This is a genomic window from Pseudomonas sp. G34, assembly GCF_031119625.1.
Lineage (GTDB): Bacteria > Pseudomonadota > Gammaproteobacteria > Pseudomonadales > Pseudomonadaceae > Aquipseudomonas.
On record NZ_JAVHZV010000030.1, the window covers coordinates 171705 to 191416 of the forward strand.

The 19712-nt window shown below is 65.6% G+C and carries 21 protein-coding genes, 1 other RNA gene and 1 pseudogene; 12 read left to right on the forward strand and 11 right to left on the reverse strand.

Annotated features, from left to right (window positions below):
- Nucleotides 1–146: 146 nt before the first annotated feature.
- From QYS36_RS22325 to QYS36_RS22345, 6 genes and pseudogenes are all read left to right on the forward strand, one after another.
- Nucleotides 147–1517 (forward strand): CYTH domain-containing protein, encoded by a 1371-nt coding sequence (locus tag QYS36_RS22325; protein ID WP_308841562.1) that lies wholly within the window; start codon nt 147–149, stop codon nt 1515–1517.
- Nucleotides 1518–1572: 55 nt separating this feature from the next.
- Nucleotides 1573–2304, forward strand: coding sequence for a DUF502 domain-containing protein (locus tag QYS36_RS22330; RefSeq protein ID WP_308841563.1), 732 nt, complete (start codon nt 1573–1575; stop codon nt 2302–2304).
- A 99-nt stretch (nt 2305–2403) separates the two neighbouring features.
- Entirely contained in the window at nt 2404–4188 is a 1785-nt protein-coding gene (locus tag QYS36_RS22335) for a GspE/PulE family protein (RefSeq protein ID WP_308841564.1), read from the forward strand.
- Between the two features lie 477 nt (nt 4189–4665).
- A pseudogene (locus QYS36_RS24105) lies at nt 4666–4992 on the forward strand (HAMP domain-containing protein); the annotation flags it as partial.
- A 141-nt stretch (nt 4993–5133) separates the two neighbouring features.
- The gene (locus QYS36_RS24110) at nt 5134–5847 is read left to right on the forward strand and encodes a methyl-accepting chemotaxis protein (protein ID WP_374990498.1); all 714 of its coding nucleotides are present in this window, start codon (nt 5134–5136) and stop codon (nt 5845–5847) included.
- A 104-nt stretch (nt 5848–5951) separates the two neighbouring features.
- Nucleotides 5952–6254, forward strand: a complete 303-nt coding sequence (locus tag QYS36_RS22345) for a DUF2388 domain-containing protein (protein WP_308841566.1) — start codon at nt 5952–5954, stop codon at nt 6252–6254.
- A gap of 69 nt (nt 6255–6323) precedes the next feature.
- Here the strand turns inward: QYS36_RS22345 and gcvH are convergent, their stop codons facing one another.
- The 9 genes from gcvH to QYS36_RS22390 form a co-directional block, all read right to left on the reverse strand.
- On the reverse strand, nt 6324–6707 hold the full coding sequence (gene gcvH, locus QYS36_RS22350) for a glycine cleavage system protein GcvH (protein ID WP_308841567.1): 384 nt from the start codon (nt 6705–6707) through the stop codon (nt 6324–6326).
- An 82-nt stretch (nt 6708–6789) separates the two neighbouring features.
- The gene (gcvT, locus tag QYS36_RS22355) at nt 6790–7884 is read right to left on the reverse strand and encodes a glycine cleavage system aminomethyltransferase GcvT (RefSeq protein WP_308841568.1); all 1095 of its coding nucleotides are present in this window, start codon (nt 7882–7884) and stop codon (nt 6790–6792) included.
- A 207-nt stretch (nt 7885–8091) separates the two neighbouring features.
- Nucleotides 8092–9708 carry an iron ABC transporter permease gene (locus QYS36_RS22360; protein ID WP_308841569.1) on the reverse strand — a complete coding sequence of 539 codons (1617 nt, stop codon included), beginning with the start codon at nt 9706–9708 and terminating at the stop codon, nt 8092–8094.
- A 277-nt stretch (nt 9709–9985) separates the two neighbouring features.
- The gene (locus tag QYS36_RS22365; protein WP_308841570.1) at nt 9986–10987 is read right to left on the reverse strand and encodes an extracellular solute-binding protein; all 1002 of its coding nucleotides are present in this window, start codon (nt 10985–10987) and stop codon (nt 9986–9988) included.
- A gap of 94 nt (nt 10988–11081) precedes the next feature.
- Nucleotides 11082–12299, reverse strand: a complete 1218-nt coding sequence (locus QYS36_RS22370; RefSeq protein WP_308841571.1) for a 2-octaprenyl-3-methyl-6-methoxy-1,4-benzoquinol hydroxylase — start codon at nt 12297–12299, stop codon at nt 11082–11084.
- A gap of 13 nt (nt 12300–12312) precedes the next feature.
- Nucleotides 12313–12795, reverse strand: a complete 483-nt coding sequence (locus tag QYS36_RS22375; RefSeq protein ID WP_308841572.1) for a DUF4442 domain-containing protein — start codon at nt 12793–12795, stop codon at nt 12313–12315.
- On the reverse strand, nt 12792–13982 hold the full coding sequence (ubiH, locus tag QYS36_RS22380; protein WP_308841573.1) for a 2-octaprenyl-6-methoxyphenyl hydroxylase: 1191 nt from the start codon (nt 13980–13982) through the stop codon (nt 12792–12794). Before ubiH ends, QYS36_RS22375 begins: the two co-directional genes overlap by 4 nt.
- A 4-nt stretch (nt 13983–13986) precedes the next feature.
- Entirely contained in the window at nt 13987–15321 is a 1335-nt protein-coding gene (gene pepP, locus QYS36_RS22385) for a Xaa-Pro aminopeptidase (RefSeq protein ID WP_308841574.1), read from the reverse strand.
- Nucleotides 15322–15355: 34 nt separating this feature from the next.
- Nucleotides 15356–15910 carry a YecA family protein gene (locus tag QYS36_RS22390; RefSeq protein ID WP_308841575.1) on the reverse strand — a complete coding sequence of 185 codons (555 nt, stop codon included), beginning with the start codon at nt 15908–15910 and terminating at the stop codon, nt 15356–15358.
- A 144-nt stretch (nt 15911–16054) separates the two neighbouring features.
- On the opposite strand from QYS36_RS22390, the gene QYS36_RS22395 reads away from it, so the two are divergent.
- The 4 genes from QYS36_RS22395 (at nt 16055) to QYS36_RS22410 (ending at nt 17481) form a co-directional block, all read left to right on the forward strand.
- A complete protein-coding gene (locus tag QYS36_RS22395; RefSeq protein ID WP_013789617.1) occupies nt 16055–16264 on the forward strand; it encodes a TIGR02449 family protein in 210 nt (69 codons plus the stop codon).
- On the forward strand, nt 16261–16572 hold the full coding sequence (locus QYS36_RS22400) for a cell division protein ZapA (protein ID WP_308841576.1): 312 nt from the start codon (nt 16261–16263) through the stop codon (nt 16570–16572). The genes QYS36_RS22395 and QYS36_RS22400 overlap by 4 nt, the downstream gene beginning before the upstream one ends.
- 33 nt (nt 16573–16605) lie before the next feature.
- A non-coding RNA gene (ssrS, locus tag QYS36_RS22405) (6S RNA) lies at nt 16606–16785 on the forward strand.
- Between the two features lie 99 nt (nt 16786–16884).
- The gene (locus QYS36_RS22410; protein WP_308841577.1) at nt 16885–17481 is read left to right on the forward strand and encodes a 5-formyltetrahydrofolate cyclo-ligase; all 597 of its coding nucleotides are present in this window, start codon (nt 16885–16887) and stop codon (nt 17479–17481) included.
- A 2-nt stretch (nt 17482–17483) separates the two neighbouring features.
- Here the strand turns inward: QYS36_RS22410 and QYS36_RS22415 are convergent, their stop codons facing one another.
- Complete coding sequence (locus tag QYS36_RS22415; protein ID WP_308841578.1) at nt 17484–17615, reverse strand: hypothetical protein; 132 nt, start codon at nt 17613–17615, stop codon at nt 17484–17486.
- 69 nt (nt 17616–17684) lie between these two features.
- Here QYS36_RS22415 and QYS36_RS22420 point away from each other — a divergent pair, with 69 nt between their 5' ends.
- Complete coding sequence (locus tag QYS36_RS22420) at nt 17685–18134, forward strand: EVE domain-containing protein (protein ID WP_308841579.1); 450 nt, start codon at nt 17685–17687, stop codon at nt 18132–18134.
- On the opposite strand, the gene QYS36_RS22425 is transcribed toward QYS36_RS22420, so the two are convergent.
- Complete coding sequence (locus QYS36_RS22425) at nt 18135–18554, reverse strand: flagellar basal body-associated protein FliL (protein WP_308841580.1); 420 nt, start codon at nt 18552–18554, stop codon at nt 18135–18137.
- A gap of 149 nt (nt 18555–18703) precedes the next feature.
- On the opposite strand from QYS36_RS22425, the gene QYS36_RS22430 reads away from it, so the two are divergent.
- Nucleotides 18704–19684: an NADPH:quinone oxidoreductase family protein gene (locus QYS36_RS22430; RefSeq protein ID WP_308841581.1), complete on the forward strand. Its 981-nt coding sequence runs from the start codon at nt 18704–18706 to the stop codon at nt 19682–19684.
- The last annotated feature ends 28 nt before the right edge of the window (nt 19685–19712 follow it).

Here is a 19712-nt window from a genome sequence, read left to right on the forward strand (position 1 = left end):
GTTTTTCCCCTGGCCCGTACAGCCGCCAACGGCGCTCGCCAACCTGCATCCGCCGCGCTTTTCCTCTACCCTGTACGGCCTGACGTGCGGGGCAATGCCTCGTACCGTGCAACCCCCCGCCGCCGCCGCTTCACCGAGCCCTCGCAATGAATAAAGAAACCGAAATCAAACTGCGCGCCAGCCGCGAAACCCTGGCCGCCCTGCAAACCCACCCCCTGCTGAAGAAACGCAGCAAGGCCGGCTGGGAGACAAGCGAGCTGTTCAACCAGTATTTCGACACCGAGGCCCGCGACCTTGCTGGCGCCAAGGTTGCCCTGCGGCTGCGCAAGGATGGCGAACAGATCATCCAGACCCTCAAGAGCCGCGGCCAGAGCGTGGCTGGCTTGTCCGAGCGCAACGAGTGGGACTGGTACCTGAGCAAGGCCAAGCTGGACCTCAAGAAGCTCGACGACAGCTGCTGGCCGGCCGCCCTGGCCGAACTCGACAAGAAGCAGCTCAAACCGATCTTCACCACCGACTTCGTCCGCCAGCGCGCCGAAATCGCCTGGGGCCGCGGCAAGGCACGGGTGGTCATCGAGGCGGCGCTGGACCTGGGCAAGGTGATCGCCGGCAAGCAACAGGAAGAAATCTGCGAGCTGGAACTGGAACTGCGCCAAGGCGAGCCCGAGGCGCTGCTGGAGCTGGCCGCCGAACTGGCCGCCGATCTGCCGCTGATGCCCTGCGACATCAGCAAGGCCGAACGCGGTTACCGCCTGTTCGACGAGGCCAGCTACGGCCTGCAGTTGCCCACCCCGCAACTGGATGCCGAGCAAAGCCTGGACGACGCCGTGGCCAGCATCGGCTGGTTCCTGCTCGGCAGCAGCCAGCGCCTGGCTGAACAGTACCGCCATAACGGCCACTGGCGCCTGCTGGTCGACTGGCTGGACGCCCTGGTGGAGCTGCGCGCCCTGTTCAGCAGCCTCGGTCAGGCCGCCCCGCGCGCCAGCACCAGCGAACTGCGCCAGGTGCTCGACGCCCTGCTCGACGAGTGGCGCCCACGGGTACAGGCCGGCCAGCAGGACGAGGCTGCGCGCCAGGAGGCACCGGCCCGGTTCGCCGCCGAACTGCAGCAGACCCGCTGGGGCCTGTTCTCACTGAACACCTCGCGCTGGCTGCTGGCCCGTACCTGGACCAGCGCGCGCACCAAGCGTGGCGATCGCCAGGGCGCTGCGGCGCTGCAAAGCTGGCTGCCGACCTTCTTCGCCGAGGAAGGCCGCGACCTGCAACTCAAGCGCTACCAGCAGCAACCCGAGGACCTGGCCGAGCAACTGCCGCGCCTGGAACGCCTGCTGCTCTGGCTGCACCTGGCCCGCGGCACGCTGGAGATCGCCGAGGCCGACCGGCTGTTCGGCGAGCTCAACAAACTGGCTGAACTGGCCAAGCGCCCGCTGAGTCCAGAAGAACTGGAAGCGCGCATGACCCAGGCGCAGATCATCATGAGTCTCAAACCCTGGAAAGCGCTGCTGAAGAACGGCTGATGCACACGGCAGGTGGCTCCGCCACCTGCCCCGCTCGACGACAGGATGCCTCTCGATGTTCAAACTCAGCCTGAAATCCATCGCTGCCACCTGGCTGACCGGCCTGCTGGCGCTGCTGCCCCTGGCCCTGACCATGGTGGTGCTGGCCTGGCTGGTCAGCCTGCTCAACAACCTGATCGGCCCGTCCACGGCCATCGGCCGGCTGTTCGCCGCCCTCGGCACGCCGTTCGCCAGCAACCCCTACCTGGCCTACCTGCTCGGCACCCTGGTGCTGCTGATCAGCCTCTATCCCCTCGGCCTGGCAGTCAAGCTGGGCCTGCGCCGCCCGCTGGGCTGGCTGATCGACGTGACCCTGCGGCGTACCCCGCTGATCGGCAACTTCTACAACCTGGCCGACCGCTTCGTCGGCCTGCTCGACAAGAAGAACACCGACATCACCAGCATGCGCCCGGTGTGGTGCTTTTTCGGCGGTGGCGATGGGGTGGCGGTGCTGGCCCTGCAGCCGACCTCGGAACCGGTGGAGCTGGAAGGCCGCCCACATCTGGCGATCCTGGTGCCCACCGCGCCGATTCCGGTCGGCGGCGGCCTGCTCTACGTGCCGGCGGAGTGGGTCAAGCCCGCCAACATGGGCGTCGATGCGCTGACCAGCATCTATGTATCCATGGGGCTTACCCCACCACCCGCGCTGCCGCCACAGAGCCTGGAAGACGCCCGCGCAGGCGAAGCGCCAACAACCCCGGAACAACTGCCGCCAGCAGGCGAGCCGCCACCCAGGGCACAGCCCTGATCGGCGAACCATGAACCGGCGCTTAGTCGGCGCCGGCATAATCAGGCATGCTGGCCTCCCGCACGGGACGCCACCCAACTAGGTTAATCAGGAGCCTGCATGTCCAGCCTTTCGCCTACCGCCGCCGACCGCCTGCTGGACCTCAACGAGCTGTTGCGCGAGCTGGTCGGCCAGGGTCGTATCGCCCAGGAAAGCGCCGAGCAATGCCTGGCGATCCGCCGCAGTGGCGCCAACACCGACCTGCACCCGCTGGAATTCCTGGCTGCCCAGCAGCTCGAGGATCAGTCGCGCCCGGGCCGTACCCTCGACCTGGAAAGCCTGACCCTCTGGCTGGCGCAACTGGCCGGGCAGCCGTACCTGCGCATCGACCCGCTGAAGATCGACGCCGCGGCGGTCACCCCGCTGATGTCCTACGCCTTCGCCCAGCGCCACAAGATCCTCGCCGTGGCGGTGAATGCCGAGGCAGTCACCATCGCCAGTGCCCAGCCGTTCATGCACAGTTGGGAAGCCAACCTGGTGCATGTGCTCAAGCGCCCGATCAAGCGCGTGGTGGCCAACCCGGCGGATATCCAGCGCTTCACCGTGGAGTTCTACCGCCTGGCCCGCTCGGTCAGCGGCGCCACCAACAGCGATGCGAAGATCAGCAACGTCGGCAACTTCGAGCAACTGCTCAACCTCGGCGCCCAGGATCAGGAGCCGGACGCCAACGATGCCCACGTGGTGAACATCGTCGACTGGCTGTTCCAGTACGCCTTCCAGCAGCGCGCCAGTGACATCCATATCGAGCCGCGTCGCGAGCAGGGCAGCGTGCGCTTTCGCATCGACGGCGTGCTGCACACCGTCTACCAGTTCCCTGCCCAGGTCACCATGGCCATCGTCAGCCGCCTGAAAACCCTGGGGCGGATGAACGTCGCCGAGAAACGCAAACCCCAGGACGGCCGGGTGAAGACCAAGACGCCGGCCGGCAACGAGGTCGAGCTGCGCCTGTCGACCCTGCCCACCGCCTTTGGCGAGAAGATGGTGATGCGCATCTTCGACCCGGACGTGCTGCTGCGCGGCTTCGACCAGTTGGGCTTCAGCCCGGATGACCTCAAGCGCTGGGAAAGCATGACCGGCCAGCCCAACGGCATCATCCTGGTCACCGGCCCCACCGGCTCGGGCAAGACCACCACGCTGTACACCACCCTCAAGCAGCTGGCCACCGAGGAAGTGAACGTGTGCACCATCGAAGACCCCATCGAGATGATCGAAGGCGCCTTCAACCAGATGCAGGTGCAGCACAACATCGACCTGACCTTCGCCAGCGGCGTGCGCGCCCTGATGCGCCAGGACCCGGACATCATCATGGTCGGCGAAATCCGCGACCTGGAAACCGCCGAAATGGCCATCCAGGCGGCGCTGACCGGCCACCTGGTGCTCTCCACCCTGCACACCAACGACGCGCCGAGCGCCATCACCCGCCTGCTCGAACTGGGCGTGCCGCATTACCTGCTCAAGGCCACCTTGCTGGGCGTCATGGCCCAGCGCCTGGTGCGCACCCTGTGTCCGCACTGCAAGGCGCCGGTCGAGCTCGACGAAGCCGACTGGCAGGAACTCACCCGCCCCTGGAACGCCCCGCTGCCGACCGGTGCACACCGCGCCGTAGGCTGCGTCGAGTGCCGGGAAACCGGCTACCGCGGGCGCGCCGGGGTGTACGAGATCATGCTGCTGGGCGACAGCCTGAAGCCGCTGATCAGCGCCGACACCGACCTCACGCCATTGCGGCGCCAGGCCTTCAAGGATGGCATGCGCAGCCTGCGCCTTTCCGGTGCGCAAAAGATCGCTGCAGGGCAGACCACCATCGAAGAAGTATTGCGCGTGACACCGCAAAGCGAGCAGCGCTAATCTGAACCAACGCGGGCTCGGGAGCAGCCTGCTCATGCCAGGAGCGGCGCCATGAATATCCGCCAGAAGATGCTCGCTTGTGGGGCCGTCAGTATCGTTGCCACCCTCCTGGTCGGAGGCATCGGCCTCTGGGGCCAGGCGCAGCTCAGCGATGCCCTTGCCGCCAACGAAATCAACGCCAACGCCCTGCGCCACCACATGGATGGCGACATGATGCACGACGCCCTGCGCGCCGACGTACTCGCCGCCTTTCTCACCGCCCCCGGCGATAGCTCAGCCGCCGCCCAGGTACGCGACGACCTCGAGGAACACAGCGCGCGCTTTCGCCAGGCCATGGCCAACAATGCGGCATTGCCGCTGGCCGCCGATATCCGCCAGGCCATCGATGAGGTTGGCCCGGTGCTGGAGGCCTACATCCAGTCGGCCAGCCGTATCGTCGCGCAGGCGCTGAACGACCCGCTGGCAGCACGCACACAGATGCCCGACTTCGCGCGCAGTTTCGGCGAGCTGGAAGTGCGCAACGAGGCGATCAGCGAGCAGATCGAAGCCAGCGTCGCGCATACCCGTGAACGAACCGAAGCCGTGGTGCAGCAGGCCTCCTGGTGGCAATGGGGCAGCCTGGCCGTCGCCTGCCTGCTGATCCTGGCGATCACCCGGCAGTTGCTGAGCTCGGTACTGCGCCCCCTGGCCAAGATCATCCAGGCCGCACGGGCCATGGCTCAGGGTAATCTGCGCACGCCCATCAGCGTCGACAGCAATGACGAAGCCGGCCAGCTGCAGCAAAGCCTTGCCGACATGCAGGCCAGCTTGCGGCAGATGATCGAAACCATCCGTTCGGAAAGCGAGGAGTTGCGCCGCGCCTCCCAGCAGCTCAGCCAGACCTCCAGCGAAGTGGCGCAAGGCGCCAGCGATCAGGCCGAAGGCGCCACCAGCATGGCGGCGGCGATGGAGCAGATGATTGGCAATATCGCCCAGATCGCCGAGCATACCCGCAGCGCCCGGGATATTTCCGAGCAATCCGAACAACTCACCACCAGCGGCGGGCAAGTGATCGTCGGCGTGGTCGATGGCATGAGCCACATTGCCGAAGCGGTCAATCAGTCATCGCAGATCGTCACCGTGCTGGGCCAGTCGTCCGAGGAAATCGACTCGATCATCCAGGTGATCCGCGGCATTGCCGAACAGACCAACCTGCTGGCGCTCAACGCCGCCATCGAGGCGGCGCGGGCCGGCGAAGCGGGCCGCGGCTTTGCCGTGGTGGCCGATGAGGTGCGCGGCCTGGCGGCCCGTACCGCGCAGTCGACCCAGGAAATCACCGCGATGATCCAGCGCATCCGCGAAGCCACTGCCCAGGCGGTGAAGAGCATGGACGCCGGGGTCAGCCGGGTTTCCGATGGCGTAGGCATGGCCCGGCAGGCCAATGCCTCGATCACCGAAATTCGCCAGGGCGTGCAGCGCTCGGCGCAGATGGTCGACGAAATCGCCCACACCATCACCGAGCAGTCCAAGGCCAGCAATGAAGTCGCCGAGCGGGTGGAAATGATCAGTGAGGTGGCCCAGCGCAACAACAGGGCCATGCAGGAACTGGCGCAGATGCTGGTGCAGATGGACAACTCCGCCCAGACCATGCAGGCCTCGGTCAAGCGCTTCGAACTCTAGGGCGAGCGGCTACGGCCACCAGCCTGGCGGCCCATCAAGGCAGTGGAACCTGTGGCGTGCGGCGTGACTCTCAATGAGAGGAAAAAACCACAGGAGTCATTGCCATGCGCCGTTCAAGTTCGCTGTTGCTCGCCGGCCTTTTTCTGGCCGCTGCCACCCAGGTCCATGCCGTCAACCTGCGCGACGTCTTGTCGTCGGGGGCGACCACCGCCTCGACCTACCTGACGTTCAAGGACAACAAGATGATCGTCCCCGCCCAGGATGACGCCAGCAGCTATATCGCCAGCAACGGCGAAATCCGCGGCCCCTATCTGGAAGCGGCGCTGCACAAGATCCGCACCGACAACCCGGATCTGCAAGCCAGCGACATGGAGCTGGCCACCGCGATTCTCACTGCCCAGCAGTAGTCAGAACGCGCAGCGCCCAGCAGTAATGAAAAAGCCGGCCCTTGGGCCCGCTTTTTCATGCATCACGGCTCAGCCGTCGATGCTCGCCTGGTAGCCCGCGCTGTCCAGCAGCTTCTGCAGCTGGGAGGCGTCGCTAGGCTGCAGCTTGAAGAACCAGCTGCCGTACGGGTCGTTGTTGACGCTTTCCGGGCTGTCGGCCAGGGCTTCGTTGATGGCGATCACTTCGCCACCGACTGGCGCGTAGATGTCGGAAGCAGCCTTCACCGACTCGACCACACCAGCCTCCTGGCCCGCGTCGAGCACCTTGCCGATTTCCGGCAGCTCGATGAACACCACATCACCCAGCGCTTGCTGAGCATGATCGGAGATGCCCACGGTGACGCTGCCATCGGCTTCCAGGCGTGCCCATTCGTGGCTGGTGGCGTAACGCAGATCGGCGGGGATAGAGCTCATGTTGTCGTTCCTCATCAGACAGGACGGCGACCGCGCCGTCCGGGGAATTTAGCAGGCGCGCACGGACGCGTCAGCGTGGACGTTAGATCAACACCTTGCCATGGCGCACGAAGCTCGGCTGCACCACGCGCAGCGGGTACCACTTGCCGCGGATCTCCACCTCGGCGCGATCCCTGGTGTCTGCCGGTACACGCGCCAGGGCGATGGATTTACCGAGGGTCGGCGAGAAGCTGCCGCTGGTGATCTCGCCTTCGCCGATGCCGTCGACGCGCACCACCTGATGAGCGCGCAACACGCCACGCTCCTCGAGCACCACACCGACCAGACGCGGGTGTCCACCAGCCTGGTGTTGCCGTTGCAGCGCTTCGCGACCGATGAATGCGCGCTCGCTTGGCTCCCAGGCCACCGTCCAGGCGAGGTTGCAGGCCAACGGCGAGGACTGCTCGTCCATGTCCTGGCCGTAGAGGTTCAGGCCGGCTTCCAGGCGCAAGGTATCGCGCGCACCCAGACCGATGGTGGAAATACCGGCACCGACCAGATCGTTGAAGAAGGCCACGGCCTCGCCGGCCGGCAGCATGATTTCCAGACCGTCTTCGCCGGTGTAACCGGTACGGGCGATGAACCACTCGCCGTCTGGCAGGCCCTGAAACGGCTTGAGCTCGTGTATCAGGCTGGCGCGTGACTGGCTGACCAGCTCGGCGGTTCTGGCGCGGGCCTTCGGGCCCTGCACGGCGAACAGCGCAAAGTCGCTGCGCTCGCGCAGCTCGACATCGAACTCGGTGCTGTGGGCGCGCATCCAGGCCAGGTCCTTGTCACGGGTGGCGGCGTTGACCACCAGCCGATAGGCCGGCACCTCGACGGTACCGAGCAGGTACACGATCAGGTCGTCGATCACCCCGCCCTGTTCATTGAGCATGGTGCTGTAGAGCGCCTTGCCCGGGGTTTGCAAACGCGCCACGTCGTTGGCCAGCAGGCGCTGCAGGTAGGGCCTGGCATCGGCGCCCTGCACGTCGACCACGGTCATGTGGGAGACGTCGAACACTCCGCAGTCGCGGCGCACCTGGTGGTGCTCCTCGACCTGGGAGCCGTAGTGCAGCGGCATGTCCCAGCCGCCGAAATCGACCATCTTGGCGCCGAGCGCCAGGTGCAGGTCGTAAAGAGGTGTGCGCTGTCCCATGGGATCTCCTTCCGGGCGTTGCAAGGCTGGGACGCGCGTAGAACGGGCCATTCCGGATGAATTCGGACCTGGCTGCATGGCGGGCCGCAGCGAATGGCGCGCATTGTAGCGGCATGGTCGGGGCGGGTCATCTCGCACATTGGCAGGCGGTGTAACAAAGCGCCCGGCAGGCATCGGTGCGCGGCTCTGGAACCGCCAGATGACCGCTTATCCGATTCGCCGGGCCGAGCGGCGGATCAGCACGATCACCGGCAGCAGCCCGACCAGCACCAGGGTCAGCGCCGGCAGCGCGGCGCGCGCCCACTCGCCTTCACTGGTCATCTCGAAGATGCGCACGGCCAGGGTGTCCCAGCCGAATGGGCGCATCAGCAGCGTGGCCGGCATTTCCTTGAGCACATCGACGAAGACCAGCAGGGCCGCCGACAACACACCCGGCATCAACAGTGGCAGGTACAGGCGCAGGAACATTGGCACGCCGCCGACACCCAGGCTACGCGACGCCTGGGCCAGCGACGGGCGAATGCGTGCCAGGCTGGTTTCCAGCGGCCCGTAGGCCACCGCCAGAAAGCGGATCAGGTAGGCCAGCAGCAGTGCGCCCAGGCTGCCCAGCAACAGCGCCTTGCCGGCGCCGCCGAGCCATGTCGACAGGGGAATCACCAGGCCGTTGTCCAGGGTACTGAAGGCCAGCATGATCGCCACCGCCAGCATCGAGCCCGGCAGTGCGTAGCCGAGGTTGGCCAGGCCAACGGTAGCGCCCATCAAGCGGGTCGGTGCCTGGCGCCGGGCAAACGCCAGCACCAGGGCGACCGACACGGTGATCAGCGCCGCCATGGCGCCCAGGTACAGGGTGTGAAGGATCAACCCCAGGTAGCGCTCATCGAGATCGAAGCGCCCACGCTGCCAGAACCACACCAGCAACTGCAGCATCGGGATCACGAAGGCACAGGCGAATACCAACAGGCACCAGGCACTGGCCAGCACCGCGCGCAGGCCGCTCAGGCGATACAGCGCGTCACTGCGCGGCCGCTCCACGGCGGGCCGCACGGCGCCGCGGGCACGGCGCTCGCCATAGAGCACCAGCATCACCGCGAACAACAACAGGCAGGCCAGTTGCGCCGCACTGCCCAGGCTGTAGAAACCGTACCAGGTCTTGTAGATGGCGGTGGTGAAGGTGTCGAAGTTGAATACCGAGACCGCGCCGAAATCGGCCAGGGTCTCCATCAACGCCAGCGCCAGGCCGGCGCCGATCGCGGGCCACGCCACCGGCAAGGCCACCCGCCAGAACGCCTGCCAGGGCGAGTGGCCAAGGGTACGCGCCGCTTCCATCAGCCCTTTGCCCTGGGCCAGAAAGGCATTGCGCGCCAGCAGGTAGACATAGGGGTAGAACACCAGGACCAGGACGATGATCACCCCGCCTGTGGAGCGCACCCTGGGAAAGCGCACACCGCTGCCCAGCCACTCGCGCAATGCGCTCTGCACCGGCCCGGAGAAATCCAGCAGGCCGACGAACACGAAAGCCAGCACGTAGGCGGGAATGGCGAACGGCAGCATCAGCGCCCAATCCAGCCAGCGCCGGCCGGGAAACTCGCAGAGGCTGGTCAGCCAGGCCAGGCTCACCCCCAGCAGCGTCACCCCGACGCCGACGCCGACTACCAGCGTCAGGGTATTGCCGAGCAGCCGCGGCAGCTGGGTCTGCCACAGGTGCGACCAGATCTGCCGGTCGACCTCGTGCCAGCTGGCCAGCAATACCAGCAGTGGCATAAGCACCAGCAGGGCCACGGCAAACGCGATCGGATACCAGCGACGCTGGGCGGGATGGGCCAAGCAAACTCCTAAGAACCTGTTAACGATCTTTAGACGTAGGGTGGACAACGCTCTTCTTGTCCACCATTGCGATTGCGAAATGGTGGGCGGATAACGCGTCGCCCACCCTACAAAAGGCCACTGATCTAACGTTGCAGCCAAACTTGGCGAAGTTGATGCCACGGATCATCAACAGGCTCCAATAAACCCAAAGCACGACGCCCCGGACAATGCCGGGGCGTCGCTTGCACGCGCCTGACGAGCCGCTGATGGCTCGTTCAGGCGCAGTGATCGTCGATCAATTCCAGCCGGCACGGTCCATCAGGCGGATGGCTTCGGCCTGGCGCTTGCCGGCCACTTCCACGGCGATGCTGTCGGCCTTGAACTCACCCCAGGAGGCGACTTCCGCCGAGGGCTTCACCTTCGGATTGGCCGGAAATTCCTTGTTGGCGTCGGCGAAGATGTTCTGCGCCTCGGCGCTGGTCATCCACTCGACGAGCTTCTGTGCAGCCTCCGGGTTCGGCGCATGCCTGGTCAGGCCAACGCCGGACAGGTTGACGTGCACGCCGCGGTCCTGCTGGTTCGGCCAGAACAGCTTGGCTTTCAGATCCGGGTTCTGCTCGTGCAGGCGGCCGAAGTAGTAGGTGTTGACGATGCCAACGTCGCACTGGCCGGCGGCCACGGCGTTGATCACCGAGTTGTCGTCCGGGAACACGTCGGTGGCCAGGTTATTCACCCAACCCTTGACGATCTCTTCGGTCTTGGCTTCGCCGTGGGTCTCGATCAGGGTCGCGGTGAGCGACTGGTTGTAGACCTTCTTGCTGGTGCGCAGGCACAGACGACCTTCCCAGTTCTTGTCGGCCAATGCTTCGTAGGTGGTCAGTTCGCCGTCCTTGACCCGCTCCGGCGAGTAGACGATGGTCCGGGCGCGCAGCGACAGGCCGGTCCAGGCGCCGCTGGCAGCGCGATACTGGGCAGGAATATTGGCGTCGACGACGCTGGATTTCATCGGTTGCAGAATGCCCATCTGCTCGGCCTGCCAGAGGTTGCCGGCGTCGACGGTGATCAACAGATCCGCCGGGGTGTTCTCGCCTTCGGCCTTGATACGCGCCATCAACGGCGCTTCCTTGTCGGTGATGAACTTCACCGCAACGCCGCTCTTGGCGGTGTAGGCATCGAAAACCGGCTTGATCAGCTCGTCGATACGCGAGGAATAGACCACGACCTCGTCAGCGGCCTGCACTGCACTGGCCAGGGTACTGAGGGTGAAAACGGCGAGAAGCGCGCGACGTACCGACATGACAGAGACCTTGCGAGAGATGAGAGAGCCAGGATGATAGTGACTCGCATCTGCATCGCACACCGGCACGTCATTGCCAGATATTACAGCGCCATCATGGCCTGGCCAGCGCCGGCAGGTCGCCGCTCAAACCCAGGGCCTGACGTACGAACAACGCCTTGGCTTGATCCAGGCCATCGACCAGATCGAGGCCGGCGTTGCGCGCCAGGCGCAGCGTCAGTGAATCACTCTGGAACAGCCGCTGAAAGCCTTCCATCGCGGCCATCATCGCCAGGTTGTGGGGCATGCGCCGGCGCTCGTAGCGGCTCAGCACAGGCTCGCCGGCCAGCCGCTCACCACGGGCGGCGGCCTGCCCCAGCACCTCGGCCAGCACCGCCGCATCGAGAAAGCCGAGGTTGACGCCCTGCCCGGCCAGCGGGTGGATGGTGTGGGCGGCGTCGCCGATCAGCGCCAGGCCAGGTTCGACGTAGCGCTTGGCGTGGCGCTGGCGCAGCGGAATGCACAGGCGGCGATCCACCTGCAGCACCTGGCCCAGCCGATGTTCGAACGCCTGCCCGAGGGCCGTGGAAAACGCCTGGTCATCCAGCGCCATCAGCCCGCTGGCGTGATCCGGCGTGGTTGACCAGACGATCGAGCACCAGTGCTCGCCATCGCGCTCGCCCAGTGGCAGGAAGGCCAGCGGGCCTTCGTCGGTGAAGCGCTGCCAGGCCGTGGCCTGATGGGCCTCGGCGCAGCGCACGCTGGTGACGATGGCGTGGTGCAGGTAATCCCACTCGCGGGTTTCGCAACCAGCCAGGCGACGCACCGCCGAGTTGGCACCATCGGCGGCGATCACCAGCGGGGTGCGCAGCTCGCGGCCATCGGCCAGGGTCAGCAACCAGTCATCACCGGAGTGGCGCATGCGCTCCAGGCGCGCATTGGCGAGCACGCCGACATCGCTGTCATGCAGGCGCTCGACAAGGGCGTCCTGCACTACCCGGTTCTCGACGATATGCCCCAGGGTCAGCGCATGCACGCTGCCAGCGCTGAAATGGATATTGCCGGTGCCGCTGCCATCCCACACATGCATCTCGCTGTAGGGGCAGCTGCGCCGCGCCAGCACGCCGGGCCAGGCGCCAAGGCGCTCGAGGATGCGCTGGCTGGCCATCGACAGGGCGCTGACCCGCGGCTCGTAGCCGGCAGTGGCGTCGAAGGGCTCGACAGTCATCGGCCCGCCGTCGAGCACCAGGCATTCCAGCCCCTGCTTGCGCAGGGCGAGGGCCAGGGCACTGCCAACCATTCCGGCACCGACGATGATCAGGTCTGCACGCATCTCGTTCATATCCTCAGGCTGCCTGTCGCCCGCGCGGCTTGAGCCGCACGTAAAGCGTCTTGTTGACCCGCGCCACCAGGGTGCCGCTGCCATCGCGCACCTCCACCTGAAGTTCGGGCAGGTACTTGTCACCGCCAGCGGTGCGCTCGCGCACCTGGTCGATGAACGCCTGGTCGATGGCGAACGAGGCGAACACCGGGCCGCGGCCGGGTGCGATGAAATCGATGCTGGCGGCCTTGTCCCAGACCACGTAGTCGCGGCCGAGGTTCTCCATCAGCATCAACATGTAGAAGGGGTCGGTCATCGAATACAGGCTGCCGCCGAACTGGGTACCGACGTAATTGCGGTTGTACCAGCGCAGCGCCATCCGTACGTCGACCTCGCGAAAGTCCGGGGCAATGCGCCGGATCCATACACCGGCGCCCAGATAGGGCGGATAGAGATTCATGATCCAGCGCAGCATACGGGCCTTGCGCGCCAGCTGGCGTGCATTCATTGCGGGTTACCGCGGGTACCCATGCCCATGGCCTGGCGCGCGAACCAGCGTTTGGCCGGCGGCAGCAGTTCCAGACCCAGCAGGCCCAGGTTGCGGCCGGCAGCGAGCAACGGCTGGTCGGTGCTGAACAAGCGGGTGACCTGATCGGAGAACGCCACGGTACGCGCCTGATCACCGGCTTGAATGCCGGCGTAGCGTTGCAGGGTGGCCAGATCGCCTAACGGCGCCGTACTCGCCAGCAAGGTGTCGGCCAGCGCGCGCACATCGCGCAACGACAGGTTGAAGCCCTGCCCGGCAATCGGGTGCAGGCTGTGGGCGGCATTGCCCAGCACCACCAGGTTGGCGCGCACCTGCTCGGCGGCCTCGATCAGCACCAGCGGATACGGCACGCGCGCGCCGACCTGTTTGAGTGCGCCAAGGCGATAACCAAAGGCCTGCTGCAACTCGGCAAGGAACGTGCGCTCATCGAGTTTGAGCAGGCGTTCGACGTCGCGGCTCGGGTGCGTCCATACCAGCGCGCAGCGATTCTCGGAAAGCGGCAGCAGCGCCAGCGGGCCGGATTCGGTAAAGCGCTCGAACGCCTCGCCAGCATGGGGCCGCTCAGGGGTGATATTGGCGATCAGCGCGGTCTGGTCGTAAGGCCGCTGGTTGACGCTAATCCCCAACTGCTCACGCAACGACGAACGCCCACCATCGGCAAGAATGGCCAGCGAGCAGTCGATCAGGGTTTCGTCATCGAGGGTCAGGCGATAGCCATCGGCGGTGGCTTCCATACCTTCGACCTGGGCCGGGCAGCGCCAGTGGATCACCTCGGCGTCCAGCGCCTGCCACAGGCAGTGGCCGAGCCAGGCGTTCTCCACCACGTAGCCCAGTGCCGGCACGCCTTCTTGCGCTGCGCTCAGCCGCGCGGCCGCAAAGCGCCCGCGATCGGAGACGTGGATGCGTTCGATGGCGGTGGCCTGTTCGGCAATCGCCGGCCACAGGCCGAGGCCTTCGTAGATCAGCCGCGAACCGTAGGACAGCGCCGTGGAGCGCGCGTCGTAACTGGGCTGGTAGCCCTCGCCCGGGGCGAACGGCTCGATCAACGCGATGCGCCAGCCACGCTTGCGCGCCTCGCCCTGCAGCGCCAGCGCCAGGCTCGCGCCGACCAGCCCGCCACCAATGATCGCCACGTCGACGCGCAGCATGGCCTCAGGCTACCCGCGCGCGGGCGGCGGCCATCAGGGCCTCGATCTCGTCGACGGCCTTGGGTACGTCACCCGTGAGGATCTCGCAACCGGTCTTGGTCACCACCACGTCATCCTCGATGCGCACGCCGATGCCGCGCCATTTCTTGGCGACGTTCTGGTTGTCCAGCGCAATGTAGATGCCCGGCTCGACGGTCATCGCCATGCCTGGTTCGAGCACGCGCCACTCACCGCCAACCTTGTATTCGCCCACATCGTGCACGTCCATGCCCAGCCAGTGGCCGGCGCGGTGCATGTAGAACGGCTTGTAGGCCTCGGCCGCGATCAGCTCGTCGACATCGCCTTCCAGCAGCCCCAGCGCCACCAGGCCCTGGGTGATGACCCGCACCGTGGCCTCATGGGCTTCGTTCCAATGGCGGCCCGGGGCGATGAACTTGAACGCCTCCAGATTGGCGGCCAGCACGATCTCGTAGATGGCCTTCTGCTCGGGCGAGAATTTGCCGCTGACCGGAAAGGTGCGGGTGATGTCGCTGGCGTAGCAGTCGATCTCGCAGCCGGCGTCGATCAGCACCAGGTCGCCATCCTTGAGCAGCGCGTCGTTCTCGCGGTAATGCAGGATGCAGGCATTCTTGCCCGCGGCGACGATGGAGCCGTAGGCCGGCATCTTCGAGCCGCCCTTGCGGAATTCGTAATCCAGCTCGGCTTCCAGGTGATACTCGTGGAGCCCGGCGCGGCTGGCCTGCATGGCCTTGACATGGGCACGGGCGGAAATCTGCGCGGCTTCGCGCATGACCTTCACTTCACCGGCCGACTTGTACAGCCGCAGGTCGTGGAGGAAATGGTTCAGCGCAACGAATTCCTTGGGTGGCGAGGCGCCCTGGCGGGCCTTGGAGCGGATCACATTGACCCACTCCATCAGGTGGCGGTCGAATTCGGGATTGGTGCCCACCGCGTAATACACGCGCTCGCGGCCTTCGATCAGCCCGGGGAGGATGTCGTCGATATCGCCAATCGGGAACGCATCGTCCGCACCGTACTGGCTGATGGCGCCTTCCTGGCCGGCACGCAGGCCGTCCCACAGCTCACGCAGGGGATCGCGCTCACGGCAGAACAACACGTATTCGCCATGTTCACGACCGGGGATCAAGGCGATCACCGCTTCCGGCTCGGGGAAGCCGGAGAGGTACTGGAAATCGCTGTCCTGACGGTAGATATGTTCCACGTCACGGTTGCGGATGAACACCGGCGCCGCCGGCAGGATGGCGATGCTGTTGGGTTCCATCTGCGCCATCAGCGCCTTGCGGCGACGGGCGTATTCCGCTTTGGAGATGCTGGTCATGGGCAGGCTCGATTCCGGTCGGTGAAAGGCGCGATCAGTGCAGCGAAGGCTTCGGCGCCGGGGCGGCCGGCTTGGCACACTCGCTGAACAGCAGCAGCGGCGCGACGCGCAGGTACTCCATGACTTCCATGTAATCGTTCTCGCCGTCCTCGGATTCGTCCAGGGCATTCTGCACCTGGGCGATGGCGGACAAATCCTGCAGCACTTCCATGGCTTCGGCGCTCAGGGCAGCATCGCCGACCGTCAGCCCGAAGCCGCCGAGAAAGCCCTGGCACCACTGGCCCAGTGCCACGGCGCGCTCGGCCAGCGGCGCGTCGTCGGAGGGCAGCAGCAGAACCACGGTAACCTCGTCACCGGTCAGCTCGCCGCGCACCATCTCCTGCAGGCCGATCAGCGCCTGGCGGATGTTTTCCGGCGGTTCCACGCCGAGCAGCTCGGTGGCGTCGACCAGCCAGGTGCCGGCTTCGAAGCCGGCACCGGCGCAGCTGCGGCCCAGCAACAGGCCGTGCAGCTCGGCAGGCGAAACGGAAGAACCACCACTGGCGAGCAGGGCGGCGAATGCAGCGTAGGGAGAACTGGAAGTCGGCATCGATCACTAGGCGCCAAGCGGCGCAATCACTAGAATGGAGGCTTTCTATCCTAGCATCGGCAGACGCGCCAAGACCATCGGCCGGTTTGCGCTGGCGAACCGCTGAATCTATACACTGCGTACACCCTGCCAAAGCGAGAGCCAATGGAAGACGCCGATCTACACGCCCTGACGGCAAAGCTGGAGCTGCTGATCCAGCGTGTCGAGCGACTCAAGGCACAAAATCGTCTGCTGCTGGAAAGCGAGCAGGCGTGGCGCGAAGAACGCGCTCATCTGATCGAAAAGAACGAAATGGCTCGGCACAAGGTCGAATCGATGATTTCGCGCCTCAAAGCCCTGGAGCAGGACTCATGACCCAATCGAATACCGTTACCGTTCAGATCCTGGACAAAGAATATTGCATCGCCTGCCCCGCCGATGAGCGTAGCAACCTGCAGAACGCCGCCCGCTACCTGGACGGCAAGATGCGGGAGATCCGTAGCGGCGGCAAAGTCATCGGTGCCGACCGCGTTGCCGTGATGGCTGCCCTGAACATCACCCATGATCTGCTGCACAAGCAGCAGAACCTCGACAAGCAGGCCACGGACACCCGCGACCACGTGCGCGATCTGCTCGGCCGGGTGGATAACGCCCTGCATGACGACAGCGATGGCCGCGTCTGACCAACGGTCGGCCTTTTTTGTTATACTGGCCGCAGCTCCCTGGAGTGTGCGCCAGTTGGTTGATGTCCCTGAGCCGATACGCACAACCCCGGGGGTTGTCAGTTGAGGCCGGTGTGCATGTCCGCTTGACGGAAAGCCTTAAGGTTTCCTGCAACCTCCACCTTGAACTTTCGGGTTCAAGGGCTAAACCGACAGCGGCATGCTGGGGAGTCACAAATTGCAGCCCGCTGCTGGCCCAGGCCAGCAGCGGGCTTTTTGTTGGCGGCGCCAGCGGCCGCCGGGCGTAGCCCAGAGAAACAAGGGGATCGGCCGATGATCGAAGCCAGCAACCTGACCCGTGCCCAGCTGCGCCGCACGCTGCGCAAAACCCGCCGCGAGCTGCCCAGGGCGGCGCAACGCAAGGCGGCCATGGCGCTGTATCGACAGCTGGCCCAGCACCCGCTGTTTCGCCGCGCACGCCATGTCGCCCTGTATCTGGCCAATGACGGTGAGATCGACCCGCAGCTGCTGATCAACGCCGCCCATGCCCGCGGCAAGCGCGTCTACCTGCCGGTACTGAAATCCTGGCCACGCACCAGCATGGTCTTTCAACGCATCGAGGCGCACGAAAAGCTGGCCGCCAATCGCTTCGGCATTCCCGAACCGCGCCGCAACGGCCAACGTCAGCGCAAGATCTGGACGCTGGACCTGGTTCTTTTGCCCCTGGTGGGCTTCGATCAACACGGCGGCCGGCTCGGTATGGGCGGCGGTTTCTACGATCGCAGCCTGGCCTATCGGGCACGGCGCAAAAATTGGCACAAACCGACCCTGCTGGGACTGGCCCACCGCTGCCAGCAGGTGGATCGATTGGCCATGGCCAATTGGGACGTAGCGCTGGACGCCACCGTGACCGACGGCGGCTGGTACTAGGCTCAGAGCGTGGCTCGAACCGCCTCGGCAAGCGGTTTACCCTGCTGCCACTGGCTTTGCGTATAACCGGTGGTCACCATGCCCAGACCTAACACGAAGACCAGTACCCACAACAAATCAGGCTTGCGCCGCATACCCCTTACCTCTTGCCAGATCATTCTTCACGCAGCCCCTGCAGCGCACCGACTCAGAGAGCAAAGTTCATGCCCTATTGGCTGATGAAATCCGAACCCGACGAACTGTCGATCCATGACCTGCAGCGCCTCGGCAAGACCCGCTGGGATGGCGTGCGCAACTACCAGGCACGCAACTTCATCCGCAGCATGCAGGCCGGCGATCAATTCCTGTTCTATCACTCCAGCTGCCCGCAGCCTGGCGTGGCCGGCATCGCCCGTATCGAAGGGGCGCCGTACCCGGACCCCGCCGCGCTGGATCCGCACAGCCCCTACCACGACGCCAAGGCAAGCGCCGAGAAGAATCCGTGGACGGCCATCGACGTGGCATTCGTCGAGGCCTTCGAGAGGGTCATCCCGCTGGCTGAGCTGAAGGCGCAGAGCGCGCTGGCGGAACTGGCGCTGGTGCACAAAGGCAGCCGCCTCTCGGTGATGCCCGTCACCGAGGCGCAGTGGACGGCGATCCTGCTGCTGAAGTGATCAGCCCTGCAGGATCAGGTTATTGAACAGCAGATCCTCGACCAGCGGCTGGCCTTCCTCGTCGGTCAGCACCTGCTGGACCTGCTTGAGGGCTTCCTGGCGCAGCTTTTCCTTGGCGTCCGGAGTGGCCAGATTCTCTTCGGTCTGCTGGGAGAACAGCATCACCAGCTGATTGCGGATCAACGGCTCGTGATGGGTGACCTTGGCCTCGGCATCAGCGCCGGTGACACGCAGCGCCACATCGGCCTTGTAGTACTTGAGCTTCGGCCCGGTACCGAAATTGCCGACCAGCGCGGGCGTCAGGCTGTGGTAGATCACCTGGGGGGCGGCACCTTCTCCCTCAGCTTCCTTCTTTTCTTCGTTGGCCAGAGCCGGGATCGACAGTGCGCAGGCAAGCAGAAGCGTGATGAGGGTTTTCACGGGGCAATCTCCATTGGGGTGCTTGCAAGCATAGCAACGCGCGGCGCGCAGCCCAATGCTTATGGCGGGTTATCAGACGGGGCCATGCTCGTTGACCGACGGGGCGCCCCGCCTAAACTGCAGGGCTACTCCGCTCGAGGTAGCTCGTGATGAAAGCACTGCTCTGCAAGGCCTTCGGCCCCGCCGATACGCTGGTCCTGGAAGATGTCGACAGCCCCCGGCCGAAAGGCAACGAGGTGCTCATCGAGGTGCAGGCCGCCGGGGTGAATTTCCCGGACACGCTGATCATCGAAGGCAAGTACCAGTTCAAGCCGCCCTTTCCGTTCTCGCCCGGTGCTGAAGTCGCGGGCCTGGTCAGCGCCACGGGCGACAAGGTCGCGCACCTGAAAACCGGCGACCGGGTGATGGCCCTGACTGGCTGGGGCGGTTTCGCCGAACAGGTCGCCGCCCCCGCCTACAACGTGCTGCCGGTGCCCGAGAGCATGGACCTGACCACCGCAGCCGCCTTCGGCATGACCTACGGCACCTCCATGCACGCCCTCAAGCAACGCGCCAACCTGCAGCCCGGCGAAACCCTGCTGGTGCTTGGCGCAGCAGGCGGCGTCGGCCTGGCAGCGGTGGAGATCGGCAAGGCCATGGGCGCCCGGGTGATCGCCGCCGCCAGCAGCGCCGAAAAGCTCGAGGCGGCTCGCCAGGCTGGTGCTGATGAACTGATCAACTACAGCGAACAGGGCCTCAAGGACGAGGTGAAAAGGCTCACCAACAGCAACGGCGTGGACGTGATCTTCGATCCGGTCGGCGGCCCGCTGTTCGAAGAGGCGTTTCGCTGCATGGGCTGGAACGGCCGTTTCCTGGTGGTGGGCTTCGCCGCGGGAGGCGGTATCCCGGCGCTGCCGGCCAACCTGCCGCTGCTCAAGGGCGCCGCCCTGGTCGGCGTATTCTGGGGCGCCTTCGCCCAACGCCAGCAGGCGGACAACGCCGAGAACTTCCGGCAGCTGTTCGCCTGGCACGCCGAAGGCAAGCTCAAGCCGCTGGTGTCGCAAACCTTCGCCCTGGAGCGTGGCGGCCAAGCCATCGCCACCCTTGCCCGGCGCCAGGCCGTGGGCAAGCTGGTGGTGACCATCCGGTAGCCAGCGCCACCGCGCCGTGCAACACGAG

Bases quoted from the DNA above. Each gene is read 5' to 3' on its own strand.
- QYS36_RS22325 (WP_308841562.1), top strand. From the start codon at position 147: ATGAATAAAGAAACCGAAATCAAACTGCGCGCCAGCCGCGAAACCCTG.
- QYS36_RS22330 (WP_308841563.1), top strand. From the start codon at position 1,573: ATGTTCAAACTCAGCCTGAAATCCATCGCTGCCACCTGGCTGACCGGC.
- QYS36_RS22335 (WP_308841564.1), top strand. From the start codon at position 2,404: ATGTCCAGCCTTTCGCCTACCGCCGCCGACCGCCTGCTGGACCTCAAC.
- QYS36_RS24110 (WP_374990498.1), top strand. From the start codon at position 5,134: ATGGAGCAGATGATTGGCAATATCGCCCAGATCGCCGAGCATACCCGC.
- QYS36_RS22345 (WP_308841566.1), top strand. From the start codon at position 5,952: ATGCGCCGTTCAAGTTCGCTGTTGCTCGCCGGCCTTTTTCTGGCCGCT.
- gcvH (WP_308841567.1), bottom strand. From the start codon at position 6,707: ATGAGCTCTATCCCCGCCGATCTGCGTTACGCCACCAGCCACGAATGG.
- gcvT (WP_308841568.1), bottom strand. From the start codon at position 7,884: ATGGGACAGCGCACACCTCTTTACGACCTGCACCTGGCGCTCGGCGCC.
- QYS36_RS22365 (WP_308841570.1), bottom strand. From the start codon at position 10,987: ATGTCGGTACGTCGCGCGCTTCTCGCCGTTTTCACCCTCAGTACCCTG.
- QYS36_RS22370 (WP_308841571.1), bottom strand. From the start codon at position 12,299: ATGCGTGCAGACCTGATCATCGTCGGTGCCGGAATGGTTGGCAGTGCC.
- QYS36_RS22375 (WP_308841572.1), bottom strand. From the start codon at position 12,795: ATGAATGCACGCCAGCTGGCGCGCAAGGCCCGTATGCTGCGCTGGATC.
- ubiH (WP_308841573.1), bottom strand. From the start codon at position 13,982: ATGCTGCGCGTCGACGTGGCGATCATTGGTGGCGGGCTGGTCGGCGCG.
- pepP (WP_308841574.1), bottom strand. From the start codon at position 15,321: ATGACCAGCATCTCCAAAGCGGAATACGCCCGTCGCCGCAAGGCGCTG.
- QYS36_RS22390 (WP_308841575.1), bottom strand. From the start codon at position 15,910: ATGCCGACTTCCAGTTCTCCCTACGCTGCATTCGCCGCCCTGCTCGCC.
- QYS36_RS22395 (WP_013789617.1), top strand. From the start codon at position 16,055: ATGGAAGACGCCGATCTACACGCCCTGACGGCAAAGCTGGAGCTGCTG.
- QYS36_RS22400 (WP_308841576.1), top strand. From the start codon at position 16,261: ATGACCCAATCGAATACCGTTACCGTTCAGATCCTGGACAAAGAATAT.
- QYS36_RS22410 (WP_308841577.1), top strand. From the start codon at position 16,885: ATGATCGAAGCCAGCAACCTGACCCGTGCCCAGCTGCGCCGCACGCTG.
- QYS36_RS22415 (WP_308841578.1), bottom strand. From the start codon at position 17,615: ATGCGGCGCAAGCCTGATTTGTTGTGGGTACTGGTCTTCGTGTTAGGT.
- QYS36_RS22420 (WP_308841579.1), top strand. From the start codon at position 17,685: ATGCCCTATTGGCTGATGAAATCCGAACCCGACGAACTGTCGATCCAT.
- QYS36_RS22430 (WP_308841581.1), top strand. From the start codon at position 18,704: ATGAAAGCACTGCTCTGCAAGGCCTTCGGCCCCGCCGATACGCTGGTC.